The organism is Bordetella genomosp. 1, from assembly GCF_002261335.1.
GTDB lineage: Bacteria > Pseudomonadota > Gammaproteobacteria > Burkholderiales > Burkholderiaceae_B > Bordetella.
The window spans coordinates 1-15,892 of record NZ_NEVL01000003.1; the positions used below are offsets into that span (position 1 = coordinate 1).

The window sequence follows — 15,892 nt, forward strand, 5'->3', positions numbered from 1 at the left end:
CGCGCCGCACCGGCCACGCGCGCCGCGGTTCGCCCGCCCGTGCGCCCGGTGTCCGCGGGCGCCGCTGCGCCCGCCGCTGCGCACGCGGCCCGGTCCGCGGCCCAGGGCAACGGGTCGCTCAATGGCACGCGGCCGGCCTCGCGCCGCGCGCCCGCGGACGACGACTGGGAGTCATTCTGAGTGCCGGCGGCCAGGCGGCCGCCGGTTGACAGGTTTTTTTGGGCCTGCGGGCCGGATGGAGTGTCATGCGAGTAGTCAAGCATCTGTTGTCATGGACGGTGGCCGTCGGGCTGCTGGCCGGTTGCGCCGCGACCGGCCACAACTTCGACCCGGGCAAGCTGTCCACGCTGACCCCCGGCCAGAGCACCGTGACCGACGCGATCCGCGCATTGAATGCGCAGCCCGCGCAGGTCTATGCCCAGCGCGACGGCACGACCATGGTGCTGTGGCAACACAAGATCACGTTCGTGACCGATGGCCTGTACAGCCGCAAAGAGGCCTGGCTGGAGTTCGGTCCCGACGGTCGTTTGGTGCGTCTGGTCGACAGCACCAACATCCTGCTCGAACCCTGGGAGCGCCAGAAGCTCCTCGGGCCCCAACCACCGGCTCCGGTGGTGGTCGAGCAGCCGGCGCAAGCGCCGGTTGAGGTCATCACGATCACGGTGCCGCCGGCACCGGCAAGGTAGTGACCGGGTACCGCAACCGTACCCGCGCGGCATGAAGCGCGAAGGTCCCGCCGGCAGCAGGCCAGCCGCGGCGACCGGTGCCAGAAGCCACCCGCAGGGCCGCACCCCTGCAGGCGGTATGTCTCATCGAGTTGGAATATCCTGAAGGACGGGGAAAAATGGAAACGAGTTTCGAATCAGGCGCAAAGACAAGCAAGTCGAAAAAACGCGCCCGCGCACCCAAGCAGAAACAGAAGCGCTCCTTCTCCTTGCGCAATGCGCATGTCGGCACCCTGCTGTTGTGGGTGATGGGCTTCTTCGCCGTGCTGATCGCCCTGGTGGGCGCGATGGCGGCCTTCTTCCTGCAGCAGAACTACGAGTCGGTGCAACGGGTCAATGACCTGACCGGCCGGGCCAAGGAAGTCGAAATCATCAACAGCGACATGCTGCGTGCCCGCGTGTCCCTGATGGTGGCCGCGCGCCACCTGCAGGAGTCGGGCTGGGGCTCGGGCGAAAACGCCGGCGCCGCCGCCACCAAGACGCTGAAGGATGCGACCGACCTGCTCACCGGCGTGCGCACCCGCTTCTCCGAATTCCAGAAGAACATGCTGGAAGACGACACGGGCCGCCAGCTCTCCATGAACCTGGTGCGCCGCTACCGCTCGTACATCGACGATGGCGTGGACACCATGGTCGAGGCCCTGCGCAGCGAAGACTATTCCACGTTCTACATGGTCAACAACGAGTACGGCACGCCGCGCAGCGCCGCCTTCATCGATGCGCTGAATGAGTTCGGCAAGTACATCGACTCGGAACAGCAGGCCACGATCACGTCGGCCAAGACCAACTTCGACCGCGCGCTGATGGCCGTGGCCGCCGCCGTGGTGCTGGCGCTGCTGCTGATGATCATCGCCCGCATCGTGTTCGGCCGCCTGGTCGTGCGTCCGCTCATCGAGGCCGGCCAGCACTTCGACCGCATCGCCGCCGGTGACCTGACGGCGCGCGTGGACGTGCGCAACAGCAACGAGATCGGCCAGCTGTTCGCCGCGCTCAAGCGCATGCAGGAAAGCCTGACCCGCACCGTGTCGCAGGTGCGCCGTGGCGTGGACGAGATCAACGTGGGCGCCCAGGAAATCTCCGCGGGCAACACCGACCTGTCGTCGCGCACCGAGCAGCAGGCCGCCTCGCTGGAAGAAACGGCCGCCTCGATGGAAGAGCTGGCCTCGACCGTGAAGCAGAACGCCGACAACGCGCGCCAGGCCAACCAGCTGGCCGCCAGCGCGTCGGATGTCGCCGAGCGCGGCGGTTCTGCGGTGTCGGAAGTGGTGCACACCATGGAAGCCATCTCCGGCAGCTCGCGCAAGATCTCCGAGATCGTGTCGGTGATCGACGGCATCGCGTTCCAGACCAACATCCTGGCGCTCAACGCCGCTGTCGAGGCCGCGCGTGCGGGCGAGCAGGGCAAGGGCTTTGCGGTGGTGGCGGGCGAAGTGCGCTCGCTGGCGCAACGCAGCGCCCAGGCCGCCAAGGAGATCAAGGTGCTGATCGAGGACTCGGTGTCGAAGGTGGGCACGGGTTCGCAGCAGGTCGAGCGCGCCGGCAACACCATGCAGGAGATCGTGGCGTCGGTGAAGCGCGTGACCGACATCATGGGCGAGATCTCGGCGGCCTCGGAAGAGCAGTCGAGCGGCATCGACCAGGTCAATCGCGCCGTGGCGCAGATGGACGAGGTCACGCAGCAGAACGCCGCGCTGGTCGAGGAAGCGGCAGCCGCCGCCGGTTCGCTGCAGGACCAGGCGCAACGCCTGGCCGAGGCCGTGGCCGTGTTCAAGATCAACAACGGCGAAGTCATCGATGTGTCGGCCCAGCAACTGGCCGGCTACAACGCCCCGATGGTCGCGCAGACCTGACGGGACGGGCCCGCGGCGGGCCGCCGCGGGCGGGCCACCCGGACCCGGGTGGCCTCCCTGGCCCACATCCCCTCGCTTCAGAAGTCCGGATCCCCGGATCCGTGCGCCGCGCCACGTCCCGTACGTGGGCGCGGCGCAACCACTACAACAAGCTGTGTTGAGCGTTCTTCAAGGAGACACGAGTGCGCGTCAATTTACCCATCCATGACGTGGAGACCCGGCTGCGCGACGATCAGTATCTGATTTCGCGCACCGACACGAAAGGCCGCATCACCTACGCCAATCCCGCTTTCGTCGAAGTCAGCGGCTTCGAGCGCGACGAGCTGATCGGCAAGGCCCACAACATCGTGCGCCATCCCGACATGCCGCCGGAGGCATACGAAGACCTCTGGCGCACCCTGCAGGCCGGCCGTTCCTGGCTCGGCGTGGTCAAGAACCGCCGCAAGGACGGCGGCTTCTACTGGGTGCTGGCCAATGCCACCCCGATCTTCGAGAACGGCGAGGTCACCGCCTATTCGTCGGTGCGCGTGAAGCCGAGCGACGAACAGATCGCCGAGGCGGCGGCGCTGTATGCGCGCATGCGCGAAGGCACGGCGCGCGGCTGGCGCGTGCAGGACGGGCGCGCGGTGCGCACCGGCTGGCGCCGCGCGCTGCGCGTGCTGGGCTATCCGCTGTCGGCCGGCGTGCGGCCGCAGCTGCTGCGCTTCACGCTGGTGTCCGCCGCGCTGTTCGCCGGCACGGCGGGCTGGGCGCTGGCCGAGCGCTGGGATGCGCTGTCGACGCTGGCCCAGGCGCTGGGCGTGGCGGGCGTGGCGGGCGGCGTGGCCATCATCGGCGCCATGAGCGTCTGGCTGGCGCGCGCGGTGCTGGGCCCGATCCGCGACGCGGCCGACATGGCGCGCCAGGTCGCCGCCGGCAACCTGACCTCGCAGGTGTACTCGGAAGACGAGGGCGAGGTGGGTGACCTGGCCTTCTCGCTCGACGTGATGCGCAAGAGCCTGATCGGGATCGCCCGCGACGTCTATCGCGGCATCGAGGGCACCTCCCACGCGGCGCTGGGCATCGCGCGCGGCAACCAGGAGCTGGCCGCCCGGACCGACGACCAGGGCGCCTCGCTGCAGAACACCGCGGCCAGCATGCAGGAGCTGACCTCGACCGTGCGCCAGAACGCCGACCATGCGCGCCAGGCCAACGAGCTCGCGGCCAGCAGCATGGAAGTGGCGCGCAAGGGCGGCGCGGCGGTGGGGCAGGTGGTGCACACGATGCACGGCATCTCCGACAGCTCGCGCAAGATCGCCGACATCGTCAACATCATCGAGGGCATCGCGTTCCAGACCAACATCCTGGCGCTCAACGCCGCGGTGGAGGCGGCGCGGGCGGGCGAGTCCGGCAAGGGCTTCGCGGTGGTGGCGGGCGAGGTGCGCAGCCTGGCGCAGAAGAGCGCCCAGGCCGCGCGCGAGATCAAGGACCTGATCGAGGATTCGGTCCAGCGCGTGACGGAAGGGTCGGCGCAGGCCGAGGAGGCCGGCGTGACGATGCAGGACATCGAAGCCGCCGTGCGTCGCGTGACCGACATCATCGGCGAGATCTCGGTGGCCTCGCAGCAGCAGGCCAGCGGCATCGAGCAGGTCGACCAGGCCGTGGCCGAGATGGACGGCATGACCCAGCAGAACTCCGGCCTGGTGCAGCAGCTCGGCGCCACCGTGCAGCAGCTCGGCGCGCAGTCGATGGCGCTGCGCGAGACGGTGCAGGTGTTCCGGATGGGGGACGAGCGGATCTGACGCGATTCGCACGATGGGCGCCCGAGGGCGCCCATTTTTTTTGTCCCGACCCGCGCGCCTCGTTCAGCGGCCGGCGAGGCCGTTGGCGATGTCGCTCATGGTCTGCAGGCCGCGTTCGAACATGCCCTCGAGGAAGGGGCCGGCGTGCGGCAGCACGATGGTGAGCAGGATCAGGCCGACGGTCAGCATGATCGGGAAACCCACCGCGAATACGGTGAGCTGTTGCGCGGCACGGTTGAGGATGCCCATGGCAAGGTTGAGCGTGAGCAGCGCGCACACCAGCGGCAGCGACAGCAGCAGGCCCGAGACGAACACCGTGCCGCCCCATTCGGTCAGGATGCCCCAGCCATTGCGGTCGAGCGACATCACCTCGATGGGCAGCAGCTGGAAGCTCTTGACCAGCCCGGCCAGCATCAGCAGATGCCCGTCCAGCGCGAGAAAGGTCAGCATCGCGATGATGTTGAGAAAGCGCGCCAGCACGGCCGTGTTGGCGCCGGTGCCGGGATCGAAGAAGGACGCGAACGACAGGCCCATCTGCAGGCCGATGTATTCGCCGGCGGTCTGCACGGCGGCGAACACGATGCGCATGGTCAGGCCCATGGCGACGCCGATCAGGATCTGCTGGGTCAGCACCATCAGGCCTTCCCAGGACCCGGGCGGGATGGTGGGGAAGGGGCCGAGCGTCGGCATCAGCGCGACGGTGAGCGCGAAGCCCAGGCCGATCTTGACCTTGATGGGGATGGCGGATTCGGAGAACAGCGGCGACGAGCCGATCAGCGCCAGGATGCGCACGAACGGCCACAGGAACTGCGACAGCCAGAACGTCAGCTGCGCTTCCGTGAACTGGATCACGGCCCCGCCCGCCGCATCAGGACACCAGCATCGGGATGCCCCCGATCAGCTGGCGGATGTAGTCGACCATGATGCCCATCAGCCAGGGTCCCAGCAGCACCAGCACGCCGCACATGGCGAGCAGCTTGGGAATGAACGACAGGGTCATTTCGTTGATCTGCGTCGCGGCCTGGAAGATGCTGATGACCAGGCCCACGACCAGGGTGATCAGCAGCAGCGGCGCGGCCATGGCCAGGGCGACTTTCATCGCCTGGTAGGTCATGGTCATTACGGCTTCGGCGGTCATCGCGGCACCCCGGCTATTGGTAGAAGCTCTGGGCCAGCGAGCCCAGCAGCAGGTGCCAGCCGTCGGCCAGCACGAAAAGCATCAGTTTGAACGGCAGCGACACGGTCACCGGCGGCACCATCATCATGCCCAGCGCCATCAGCACGCTGGCCACCACCAGGTCGATGATGAGGAACGGGATGAAGATCGTGAAGCCGATCTGGAACGCGGTCTTGAGCTCGCTGGTGATGAAGGCCGGGATCAGGATGCGCATCGGCACCTTGGACGGGTCTTCGATCGCGGGCAGGTTCGCCATGTTGGCGAACAGCGTGAGGTCGTTCTCGCGCGTCTGGTGCAGCATGAAGGTGTGCAGCGGCGCGGAGGCGCGCTCCACCGCGGTCTCGAAGTTGATCGATCCGGCGGTGAGCGGCTGGTAGGCCTCGGTGTAGATCTTGTCGAACACCGGCGACATCGTATAGAAGGTCAGGAACAGCGCCAGCCCGACCAGCACGTGGTTGGGCGGCGACATGGCCGTGCCCATCGCGCTGCGCAGCAGGCCCAGCACGATGATGATGCGGGTGAAGCCCGTCATCATCAGCAGCGCCGCCGGGATGAACGACAGCGACGTCATCAGCAGCAGGGTCTGCATGCTGAGCGAATAGGTTTCCGAGCCGCCCGGTCCCGGCGTGGTGGTGAGCGCGGGCAGGGTGGCCTGCGCGATCACGCCGGCCGGCATGGCCGCCAGGGCCAGGATAACGCCGAGGCCGATCGCGCCGCGCATGCGCGGGCGCACGCTGGCCCAGGCCGCTTGCAGGAAGCCGGGACGACGCGCTGGCGGGGAGCCGTTGGGGTAAGTCATGGATGGATCGCGAACGGACGGGCGAAGAAGGGCATGGCAGCCGACCGGGTCAGCGCCGTTTGAGCGCCTGGCCGAGTTTCTGGGCGAATGCACCGGCGGCGGCGCCGGCCGCGGCCTGCGCGGCGGGCAGCTCGCCCGCGGGCAGGGTATGCAGCGTGGTGATCTGGTTCGGCGTGACGCCCAGCACCAGCCAGGTGTCTTCGATCTGGACCACCACCACGCTCTGGCGCGGCGCCAGGGGCAGGGACGCCACCTGGCGCAGCAGACTGCCGCCGCCACGCTGGACCAGGCCGGCGCGGCGCGCCAGCCAGCCCATCACCAGGATCGCGGCCACGACCAGCGCGAGGCCCACGATCACACGCATGACGGCACCGTCTTCCATGCTCAGCGACGATTGTTGAGGCGGTTGATGCGTTCGGACGGGGTGATGATGTCGGTCAGGCGGATGCCGTACTTGTCTTCCACCACCACCACTTCGCCCTGGGCGATCAGGTAGCCGTTGACGAAAATGTCCATCGGCTCGCCGGCCAGGCCGTCGAGCTCGACCACCGAGCCCTGGCCCAGCTGCAGCAGGTTCTTGATGGTGAGGCGGGTGCGGCCCAGCTCGACCGTCAGCTGGACGGGCACGTCCATGATGAGGTCGATGTCGGCGCCGGCGGGGGCATCCTGGCTGGCCAGCGGCTTGAACACCGATTGCGCGGCGGGCTGGGCGGCGGGACGCGCCGGCGCGGCCGGGGCGGGCGCAGCCGGGGCGGCGGCAGCGGGTGCGGCGGTCTGTTCGGCCATGGCGGCCGCCCAATCGTCTTCCTGCTTCAGGCCATCGGCCTGGGTCGGCGGCGTGCGGGATTGTTCAGCGAGCGCGTCGGCCCAGTCGTCAGCCGGGGAGGCGGGCGCACCGGTACCGGTCGGGTCGGGCCGCTCGTTCGTATCAGTCATGGTCGGGGGCCTCGTTGAGATCGGATTCTTCGTAATTGAGCATGTTCTGTACGCGCAGCGCGTACTGCCCGTTGAAAACGCCGTAGCCGCATTCCATGATGGGCACGCCGTCGACGTGGGCGGTAATGGTATCGGGCACTTCCACCGGCAGGATGTCGCCGGCCTTCAGGCGCATCAGCTCGCCGATGCTCGACGGGATGCGGCCGAACTCGGCGATCAGGTCCACATCGGCGCTGCGCACCTGGCGCGACAGCTGATGCGACCAGCGCTGGTCGACTTCCTCGAGCGCGGTGTCCTGGAGCGGGCGCGTGAGCAGGTCGCGCACCGGCTCGATCATCGAGTAGGGCAGGCAGATGTTCAGGTCGCCGCCGGTCGCACCGAACTCGATATGGAACGGCGAGACGACCACCACCTCGTTGTCGCCGGTCACGCTGGCGAACTTGGTGTGCATCTCGGAGCGCACGTATTCGAATTCGATCGGATACACCGGATCCCACGACTTGCCGTAGCTCTCGAGCGTCAGGTTGAGCAGGCGGCGGATGATGCGCTGCTCGGTCGTGGTGAAGTCGCGGCCTTCCACGCGCGTGTGGTAGCGGCCGTCGCCACCGAACAGGCTGTCGATCACCAGGAACACCAGGTTGGGGTCGTAGGTGAACAGCGCCGTGCCGCGCAGTGGCTTCATCTGGATCATGTTCAGATTCGAGGGCACCGGCAGGTTGCGCTCGAAATCCGCGTACTTGATGATCTTGATCGAGCCGACGGTGATGTCGGCGTTGCGGCGCATGAAGTTCAACAGCACGTGCCGCATGTTGCGGGCAAAGCGCTCGTTGATCAGCTCCAGCGTCTGCATGCGCCGGCGCACCACGCGATCGGGCGAGCTCAGGTCATACGGACGCGTGCCGTCGGGCGCGCTGGCTGTGGTCTTGCTGTCATCGCTCTCGCCGGTAACGCCAGCCAGCAGCGCATCGACTTCATCCTGCGAAAGAAACGCCTCGTAGGCCATGCTTATTGCACCACGAACGCCGTGAACAACACGTCGGTGACGTACTGCCCATCAGGCAGGGGGGAAAAGGGGCGGTTGACGGCCTGCGCGATGGCGGCAGCCAGGTCATTCTTGCCCTGCGCGGTCTGCACCGCTTGCGGGGACTGCGCCGACAGCACCATCAGGATGCGGCTGCGCACTTCCGGCATGTATTTCTCGATGCGCTGGCGGGTCTGGTCGTCGCCGACGCGCAGGGTCAGGCCCACGTGCAGGATGCGTTCCGTCTCCGGGCTCTGCAGCGTGACCGTGAAGGCCTCGAGCGGAATGAAGATCGGGGCGGGCACGACGGCCGGGGTGGTGGGCGCGGCGACGAAGGTCGTCGGCGCCGGGGCGCCAGGCGCGCCGGGCGCACCGGGCGTGCCGTTGACGGCGCCGCCCTGGCCCACGCCGATCTGCACCGGCGCGGCATTCTGCTGGATGTTGCGGGTGGTCAGGTACCAGGTGATGGCCACGCTGGCGCCCGCCACGATCAGCAATACCAACAGCGCCAGCAACGGGCGGAGAAGGGCGCCCGCGCCGCCTTTGCGGGAGGGCAAAGTGCTGCGCGAAGGCATGGAAGCGGTTTTGGAAGTGGCCATCTCTGATTCGATGCGAGGTTGCGGCTGGATAAAAAAGGTTCGTATGGAATTCAAGCATTCTGCCGGAATTGCCCCCTCACCTTGCAGCCGATAAACAGGGCGAAAGCGGGGTAACTCAGGCTATTGCTGCGCTGCGCTCCCGCCTCAGGCGAAGGTGTCGACCAGCGCGTTGCTGTTGCGCGTGGGCAACGCCACTTCCACCGTGGCGGCGCCTGCGTCGCTACCGGCCGCGCCATCCTGCTGGCCGCCCTGACGCTGGCGTTGTCCCTGGCCCTGGGTGTCGAAGGCCTGCTGGCTGCCCTGGTCGCTGACGCTGGTCTGGCCCAGCGAGATGCCGGCCTGGGCCAGTGCCTGCTGCAGCTGCGGCAGGGCGGATTCGACCGCGTTGCGCACGGCGGCATGCGCCGACACGAAGCTGGCGCTCGCGATGCCATCGCTCAGGCTGATGGTGACGCGCAGCGGGCCGAGGTCGGGCGGATCCAGGCGCAGGTCGGCGGTCTGCGGACCGCGCTGAGCGGCCTGCGAGAGGGTCATCATCTGGCGCCCGAGGTCCTGGCCCCATTGGGTGGCGCCGACCGGCGTGTTCACGCTCATCGACACCGCCATCGGATCGGTCACGACCGGCGCGGCCACGGCGGGGCGGGCCGCCACAGCCTGGCTCTGCTGCTGCACGGCAGCCTGCAGCGCGTTGGCCAGGTCAGCCACGTGCGCGGCCGGCGCATTGGGCGTGTGCTGCAGCACCGGCTCCTCGGTGCCGACCGGTTGCGCGGCGGCCGGCAGCTCGGGCTGCGGTGCCGCCGGTGCGGGCGCGGCCGCGCGCGGCAGCGCCGCCTCGACGGCCGGCGTCAGGCGCGGCTGGGCGGCGGGCGCCGAGACCTGTTCCGGCGCGGGTGCGGCGGCCAGGGAAGGGGCGGGCTGCGCGGCCGCGGGTGCGGCGTGCTCTTCGGCGGCCACGACGGCCGGCTGGACCGGCGCATTGGCGGCGGCGACGCGCGCCTGCACCTCGGCGACGCCGGCGGCGATCTGCAGGGCCTGTTGCGGCAGGCTGGCGGCCAGCGGTGCCTCGGCGGGCGTGGCGGCCGGAGCGGCCGCGGCGGCGGGCGCCTGGCTGGCCAGCTGGGCCAGCAGCGCGGCCTGGGCGGCGAGCTCGGCGGCGGCCTTCGCGGCGGCGTCGCCGGCCGCGTCGGTGGCGCCGTCGCTGCCTTCGGCGGCGTCAGCCGTCTCGGTCTTGCCGTTGTCGGCGCCGGCAGACGGCTTGGCGGCCGGCTTGTCGGCGGGCTGGCTCGGGGCCGGCGCGTTGTCGCGGCTGGCGGTCTTGCCGTCCTTGGCGCCGGCATCGGCGCCGTTGTCCTTCTGGCGGGCAAGCACTTGCGAGAAGCTCGGGCCGCTCTTGTCGGCGGCGGACGGCGCGGGGGCCGGCGCGGCCGGGACGGGCGCCGGCGCGATGGCCAGTTGCGGCAAGGGCAGTGCGGAGGTCGTCATGGGAGGCGTTCCTTCGTGTATGCGGTGTATCAGTGCAGGCGCGCGCGGTTCTGGACCAGGCGGGCCGAATATTCGTCGTTGACGCGCTGTTCGCGGCGGTTCTCGACCACCTGGCGCGCCTGTTCGCGGCGCTGCGCCAGCGTGTCGAACGAGCTGAGCTTGCGCTTCTCGTTCTGCCAGTTCAGGCGGCAGGCGTGCAGTTGCTGGTCGATGTCGCGCAGCACGTTGCCCTGCTGGGCGATGGCGTCATCGAGCGTGCCGATGAAGCGTTGGTAATTGTGGCAATCCGAGGCCGCCATGCCGTTCTGCATCGCCTGCGACAGCCGGGTCAGGTAGTCCTGGCGGTAGTCGTGCAGCATCTGCAGCTGGCGTTCGGCGTTGTTGCGTTCGGCGCTGATCTTGCCGAGTTCACGGGCCGCGTCGTCGGTGGCGTCCTTGGCCAGCCCGATGAGCATGTCCAGCGGAAGTTGACTAGGCATAAGCGTTCCTCGTTTCGAAGGTGGCGCGCAACTGGTGGATCGCGTCGTCGTAGCCGACGTTCTCACCGATGTTCTGCTGCAGGAAGGCTTCCAGGCGCGGATAGCGCGCGATGGCGTCGTCGAGCTGCGGGTCGGCGCCGGCGACATAGGCGCCGACGGAGATCAGGTCGCGGTTGCGCTGGTAGCGCGACAGCACTTGTTTGAAGCGGCGCACCATGCCGAACTGCTCGGGCGAGATGAGCGAGGTCATGGCGCGCGAGATCGAGGCTTCGATGTCGATCGCGGGGTAGTGACCCTGCTCGGCCAGCGTGCGCGACAGCACGATGTGGCCGTCGAGAATCGCGCGCGCCGAGTCGGCGATCGGATCCTGCTGGTCATCGCCCTCGGCCAGCACGGTGTAGAACGCCGTGATCGAGCCGGCCTTGCCGTTCGGACCGGGCGCGCCCATGCCGGTCCGTTCGACCAGCGCGGGCAGCTTGGCGAACACCGACGGCGGATAGCCCTTGGTGGCCGGCGGCTCGCCGATCGCCAGGGCGATTTCGCGCTGCGCCATCGCGTAGCGGGTAAGCGAGTCCATGATCAGGAGCACGTCCAGGCCCTGGTCGCGGAAGTGCTCGGCCAGGCGCGTGGCGTAGGCGGCGCCCTGCAGGCGCAGCAGCGCCGACACGTCGGCCGGGGCGGCCACCACGACCGAGCGCGCCATGCCCTCGGGGCCGAGGTTGTGCTCGATGAATTCCTTCACTTCGCGGCCGCGTTCGCCGATCAGGCCGACCACGATCACGTCGGCGCGCGTGTAGCGCGCCATCATGCCCAGCAGCACCGACTTGCCCACGCCCGAGCCGGCGAACAGGCCCATGCGCTGGCCGCGGCCCACGGTGAGCATGCCGTTGATGGCGCGCACGCCCACGTCGAGCACCGAGTCGATCGGCGCGCGCGAGAGCGGGTTGATGGGCTGGGCGGACAGCGGGGCGGCCTCGGTCGAGGTCAGCGGGCCCAGGCCGTCGAGCGGACGGCCGGCGCCGTCGACCACGCGGCCGAGCATGGCGTTGCCGACCGGCAGGTGGCGGCCGAGCTGGGGCTTGGCGTTGCCGTTGAGTTCGGCCTTGCGGGGCAGGGGCACGGCCCGCTGCACCACGGGTTCGGCGGGCACCACGCGGGCGCCGGGCGGCAGGCCGGAAATGTCGGCCTGCGGCATCAGATAAAGCGTATGTCCGTCGAAGCCCACGACCTCGGCGTCGGCCCAGTGGTCGTGGCCGCGCGCGATCTCAATGCGGCAGGCGGCGCCCACGGGCAGGCGCAGGCCGGTCGCGTGCAGCACCAGGCCGGTGGCGCGCGTGATACGGCCGCTGGCGAGCCAGGGCTCGGTCGAGGCGGCGCGGATCGACCCGATCTGCAGCTGGGTTTCCCAGCGGTCGATCACGGGCACGGGCGCGTCGGGCGCGAGGGCGGCCTGGCTCACACGCCTTCCTCCCAGGAAGCGCTGCGGCCCATCGAGGCCGCGACGCGGCGCCAGCGGGTCTGCAGCGTGGCGTCGATGTCGCCGTAGGGCGTTTCGGCGCGGCAGCCGCCGCGCGCGATCGATTCGTCGGCCAGCACGCGCCAGTTGCCGTCACGCAGCTCGTCGGCCAGGTGCAGGCGGATCAGTTCCAGGTCGTCGGGGTGCACCCACAGGCGCATCACGCCGCCGCTGGTGGGATTCAGGTGCAGCACTTCGCGCACCGCGGCCAGCATCGATTCGGGCTGCTCGGCCAGCGTGGTGCGCAGGATCTGGCCGGCGATGTCCAGCGCCAGCGTGAGCAGGCTCTGGCCCATGCGGGCCTCGATCTGGGCAAACGAATCGGCGCTGGCGTCGGCCAGCGTGCGCAGGCGCTGCGCTTCGTCGGCGCCCTGCGCGCGCGCCTCGGCCAGGCCGGCGGCATGGCCCTCGGCGTGGCCGGCGGCACGGCCTTCTTCCAGGCCCTTCTTGTGGCCGGCCTCGTAACCCTGGGCGTGACCTTCCTTGCGGCCCTGCACCAGGCCCTCGGCGCGCGCCTCGGCACGCCACTGGCGGCGCAGTTCCTCCGGGTCCGGACCCGGGTCGGCCACGACGACCGGTTCGGGTTCGGGCTCGGCCACCGGCGCGTCGAACGACAGCATCTGCCAGCGGCGCCAGGCGGCGCTGCGGGGCAGGGGCTTCGTATCGAGCACGGGGGTGTCAGACATACGCATCGTCTCCGGAATTGCCCAGCGTGATCTGGCCGCTCTCGGCCAGGCGGCGGGCAATCTGCAGGATCTTCTTCTGCTCGCCTTCCACCTTCGACATGCGGATCGGGCCCTGGGTCTCCAGGTCCTCGCGCAGCATCTCGGCGGCTCGGCTCGACATGTTGCGCAGGAACTTGCTGCGCAGCTCTTCCGGCGCACCCTTGAGCGCGACCATGAGCGTGTCGTTGTCGATTTCCTTGAGGATGAGCTGGATGCCGCGGTCTTCGACGTCGATCAGGTTGTCGAACACGAACATCTCGTCGATGATCTTCTGCGCCAGGTCCGCATCGCGTTCGCGCAGGCTCTCGACCACCGATTCTTCCTGGGTCGAGTTCATCATGTTCAGGATCTCGGCCGCCGTACGCACACCACCCATCTTGCTGCGCTTGGCGCCCTGGCCGGCCAGCACGGAGTTGAGCACTTCGGTGAGCTCCGAGAGGGCGGCGGGCTGCACGCCGCCGAAGGTGGCGATGCGCAGCATCACGTCGTTGCGCAGGCGGTCGGTCAGCATGGCCAGCACGCCGGCGGCGCGGTCGCGCTCCAGGTGCACCAGGATCGTGGCGATGATCTGCGGATGCTCGTCGCCGATCAGCTCGGCCACGGTATGGGCGTCGAGCCAGTTCAGCGCGTCGATGCCGCTGCCGCCTTCGCCGGCTTCCAGGATGTCTTCGATCAGGCCGGCGGCGCGGTCGCTGCCCAGCGCCTTGGTCAGCACGGTGCGGATGTAGTCGTCCGAGCCGAGGGTCACGGCCATGAACTGGTCGGCCTCCTGGCGGAACTCCTCCAGCACCACGGCGACGTCGCCGCGGGTGACCTGCTTGAGGCTGGCCATGGCGCCGCCCACCTGCTGGACCTCGCGGGCGCTGAGGTACTTGAACACCTCGGCGGCCGCGTCCTCGCCCAGCGACATCAGCAACACGGCGCTGCGGGTCATGCCGTCAAGCGGCTTGCCTTCATTTTTCATCTTTGGTCATCCATGCACGCAGGACCATGGCAACGGCACGCGGATCCTTGTTGGCCATGTCGCGGGCGCGTTGCAGGTTGTCTTCGTAGCGGTCGACTTCCTTGGCGCGGGCGGCGGCCTGGGCCTCGCGCTCGGCTTCGAGACGCTGCTCCGCCTCGGTCTCGGGGTCGATCTGCGGGTAGAAGTAGTCGGTGACGGCCGGCTTGATACGGCGGTACAGCCACAGCAGCACCACGGCACCGATCAGCCAGGTCAGGATCGTCTTGAACAGGGCGATCATTTCCGGATCGCGCCAGATCGGCAGGGCGGGCGGCGTGTCGTTGAACTGGCTGTTGACCACGTTCAGCGTGTCGCCACGCGCTTCGCTGTAGCCCATGGCTTCGCGCACCAGGTTGGTCAGCTTGGTGAGCTCTTCCTCGGGCAGGGCCTGCGGCTCGCCGTCCTTGTTGGGCATGTAGTTCACGACCACGGCCACCGACAGGCGCTTGAGCTGGCCCACCGACTGCTTGACGTGGCTGATGGTGCGATCCACTTCGTAGTTGATCGTGGCGTCGCGGCGGTCATTGACCGGGCCGCCCTGGCCGGCAGCGGCGCCGCCGGTGCCGGTGTTCTGGCCCTGCTGCTGTTGCTGCTGTTGCTGGGCGTTCTGCGGATTGGGCTGGTTGGGCGCCTGCGGATTGACGATGGGCGCCTGGGTCGGGGCGGGCGGCTGGTTCGACAGCGCGCCGGGCACGCCGATCGCGGCGGCCGCGCCGGCCTGGTGCGAGTCGCTGGTCTGCTTGCTGCGCACCGCCGCCTGGTTCGGATCCTGGTTCGGACGATAGCTTTCCGAGGTCTCCTCGCGGCGGGCGAAGTCCACCTCGGCGCTGGCCTGGGCATGCACGTTGCCCGGGCCGACCAGCGGATTCAGGATGGTCAGGATGCGTTCGACCGTGCGCTGCTCCATGTCGCGGATGTAGCGGGTCTGGTCGGCGTCCATGCCGCGGCCTTCGCCGGCCGGGTTGGACAGCAGGCGGCCGTTCTGGTCGACGATCGAGACGTTCTCGGCGGTCAGCTCGGGCACGCTGGAGGCGACCAGCCAGGCGATCGACGACACTTGCGAGTCGCTCAGGCTGCGGCCCGGGTAGACGTTGAGCAGCACCGAGGCGGTGGGCGGCTGGCGATCGCGCACGAACAGCGACTGGCGCGGCATGGCCAGGTGCACGCGGGCGTGCTGCACGGTGTTCATGGCTTCGATCGAGCGCGCCAGCTCGCCTTCGAGGCCGCGCTGGTAGGTGATCTGTTCGGCGAACTGGCTGGCGCCGAAGCGCGCGGTGTCCATCAGCTCGAAGCCGACCGAGCCGCCGCGCGGCAGGCCCTGGCTGGCCAGCTGCATGCGGGTGTCGTACACCCGGTTGGCCGGCACCAGCAGGGCGGAGCCGTTTTCGCTGAAGCGGTAGGGCACGTTCATCGTCCCCAGCGCGGTCACGATGGCGCCACCGTCCCGATCATCGAGATTCGAGAACAGCACTTTGTAATCGGGTTCCCGGCTCCATAGCGTCACGGCCGCGATGACGGCGACGAGCGCGGCCGCGATGCCGAGCAACAGGGGCTTGGGAAGCGCGCGGACTTTTTCCAGCGCAGGGAACTTCGCCAATAGCGAGGAGCTCAGGGTAGCCTGCTGATTCATTGGCAGCCCCCGCTGACGCGGTGCAGGTAAACAGACGACATGGGCGAGAGGGGCAAGTTACACATGCAACGTGCTTCGGCTTATGGGACGCTGGATTATGGCGGCGGCCGTTGCAATCCCAATCGATGAAAACGAGGGTTTTTCGGTGTTATTTGTCCCCTATGTATCG

At 68.9% G+C, this 15,892-nt stretch carries 16 protein-coding genes and 1 pseudogene; 4 read left to right on the plus strand and 13 right to left on the minus strand.

The window, feature by feature from the left end; genetic code table 11:
* From CEG14_RS26480 to CEG14_RS08450, 4 genes and pseudogenes are all read left to right on the plus strand, one after another.
* Nucleotides 1–180, plus strand: a pseudogene (locus tag CEG14_RS26480) (hypothetical protein); the annotation flags it as partial.
* 65 nt (nucleotides 181–245) lie between these two features.
* On the plus strand, nucleotides 246–686 hold the full coding sequence (locus CEG14_RS08440; RefSeq protein WP_094825941.1) for a hypothetical protein: 441 nt from the start codon (nucleotides 246–248) through the stop codon (nucleotides 684–686).
* 158 nt (nucleotides 687–844) lie between these two features.
* Nucleotides 845–2,575, plus strand: coding sequence for a methyl-accepting chemotaxis protein (locus CEG14_RS08445; RefSeq protein ID WP_094825942.1), 1,731 nt, complete (start codon nucleotides 845–847; stop codon nucleotides 2,573–2,575).
* 182 nt (nucleotides 2,576–2,757) lie between these two features.
* Nucleotides 2,758–4,356, plus strand: a complete 1,599-nt coding sequence (locus CEG14_RS08450; protein ID WP_094825943.1) for a methyl-accepting chemotaxis protein — start codon at nucleotides 2,758–2,760, stop codon at nucleotides 4,354–4,356.
* Between the two features lie 63 nt (nucleotides 4,357–4,419).
* Here CEG14_RS08450 and fliR read toward each other — a convergent pair whose 3' ends face one another.
* The 13 genes from fliR to fliF form a co-directional block, all read right to left on the minus strand.
* The gene (gene fliR, locus CEG14_RS08455) at nucleotides 4,420–5,208 is read right to left on the minus strand and encodes a flagellar biosynthetic protein FliR (protein ID WP_094825944.1); all 789 of its coding nucleotides are present in this window, start codon (nucleotides 5,206–5,208) and stop codon (nucleotides 4,420–4,422) included.
* A gap of 16 nt (nucleotides 5,209–5,224) precedes the next feature.
* The gene (gene fliQ, locus CEG14_RS08460; RefSeq protein ID WP_094825945.1) at nucleotides 5,225–5,494 is read right to left on the minus strand and encodes a flagellar biosynthesis protein FliQ; all 270 of its coding nucleotides are present in this window, start codon (nucleotides 5,492–5,494) and stop codon (nucleotides 5,225–5,227) included.
* A gap of 13 nt (nucleotides 5,495–5,507) precedes the next feature.
* The gene (gene fliP / locus CEG14_RS08465) at nucleotides 5,508–6,254 is read right to left on the minus strand and encodes a flagellar type III secretion system pore protein FliP (RefSeq protein WP_094825946.1); all 747 of its coding nucleotides are present in this window, start codon (nucleotides 6,252–6,254) and stop codon (nucleotides 5,508–5,510) included.
* Between the two features lie 127 nt (nucleotides 6,255–6,381).
* Nucleotides 6,382–6,714 carry a flagellar biosynthetic protein FliO gene (fliO, locus tag CEG14_RS08470; protein WP_094825947.1) on the minus strand — a complete coding sequence of 111 codons (333 nt, stop codon included), beginning with the start codon at nucleotides 6,712–6,714 and terminating at the stop codon, nucleotides 6,382–6,384.
* 2 nt (nucleotides 6,715–6,716) lie between these two features.
* Nucleotides 6,717–7,268: a flagellar motor switch protein FliN gene (gene fliN, locus CEG14_RS08475; protein WP_094825948.1), complete on the minus strand. Its 552-nt coding sequence runs from the start codon at nucleotides 7,266–7,268 to the stop codon at nucleotides 6,717–6,719.
* A complete protein-coding gene (fliM, locus tag CEG14_RS08480; protein ID WP_094825949.1) occupies nucleotides 7,261–8,271 on the minus strand; it encodes a flagellar motor switch protein FliM in 1,011 nt (336 codons plus the stop codon). Before fliM ends, fliN begins: the two co-directional genes overlap by 8 nt.
* Nucleotides 8,272–8,273: 2 nt before the next feature.
* Nucleotides 8,274–8,888 (minus strand): flagellar basal body-associated protein FliL, encoded by a 615-nt coding sequence (gene fliL / locus CEG14_RS08485; protein ID WP_094825950.1) that lies wholly within the window; start codon nucleotides 8,886–8,888, stop codon nucleotides 8,274–8,276.
* A gap of 144 nt (nucleotides 8,889–9,032) precedes the next feature.
* On the minus strand, nucleotides 9,033–10,370 hold the full coding sequence (locus CEG14_RS08490) for a flagellar hook-length control protein FliK (protein ID WP_094825951.1): 1,338 nt from the start codon (nucleotides 10,368–10,370) through the stop codon (nucleotides 9,033–9,035).
* A gap of 29 nt (nucleotides 10,371–10,399) precedes the next feature.
* Nucleotides 10,400–10,849, minus strand: coding sequence for a flagellar export protein FliJ (gene fliJ / locus CEG14_RS08495; protein ID WP_094825952.1), 450 nt, complete (start codon nucleotides 10,847–10,849; stop codon nucleotides 10,400–10,402).
* Nucleotides 10,842–12,275, minus strand: a complete 1,434-nt coding sequence (gene fliI, locus CEG14_RS08500; protein WP_094827456.1) for a flagellar protein export ATPase FliI — start codon at nucleotides 12,273–12,275, stop codon at nucleotides 10,842–10,844. Before fliI ends, fliJ begins: the two co-directional genes overlap by 8 nt.
* A 29-nt stretch (nucleotides 12,276–12,304) precedes the next feature.
* A complete protein-coding gene (gene fliH, locus CEG14_RS08505) occupies nucleotides 12,305–13,051 on the minus strand; it encodes a flagellar assembly protein FliH (RefSeq protein WP_094825953.1) in 747 nt (248 codons plus the stop codon).
* A complete protein-coding gene (fliG, locus tag CEG14_RS08510; protein ID WP_094825954.1) occupies nucleotides 13,044–14,054 on the minus strand; it encodes a flagellar motor switch protein FliG in 1,011 nt (336 codons plus the stop codon). The genes fliH and fliG overlap by 8 nt, the downstream gene beginning before the upstream one ends.
* Complete coding sequence (fliF, locus tag CEG14_RS08515; protein ID WP_094825955.1) at nucleotides 14,044–15,723, minus strand: flagellar basal-body MS-ring/collar protein FliF; 1,680 nt, start codon at nucleotides 15,721–15,723, stop codon at nucleotides 14,044–14,046. The genes fliG and fliF overlap by 11 nt, the downstream gene beginning before the upstream one ends.
* Between the last annotated feature and the right edge of the window lie 169 nt (nucleotides 15,724–15,892).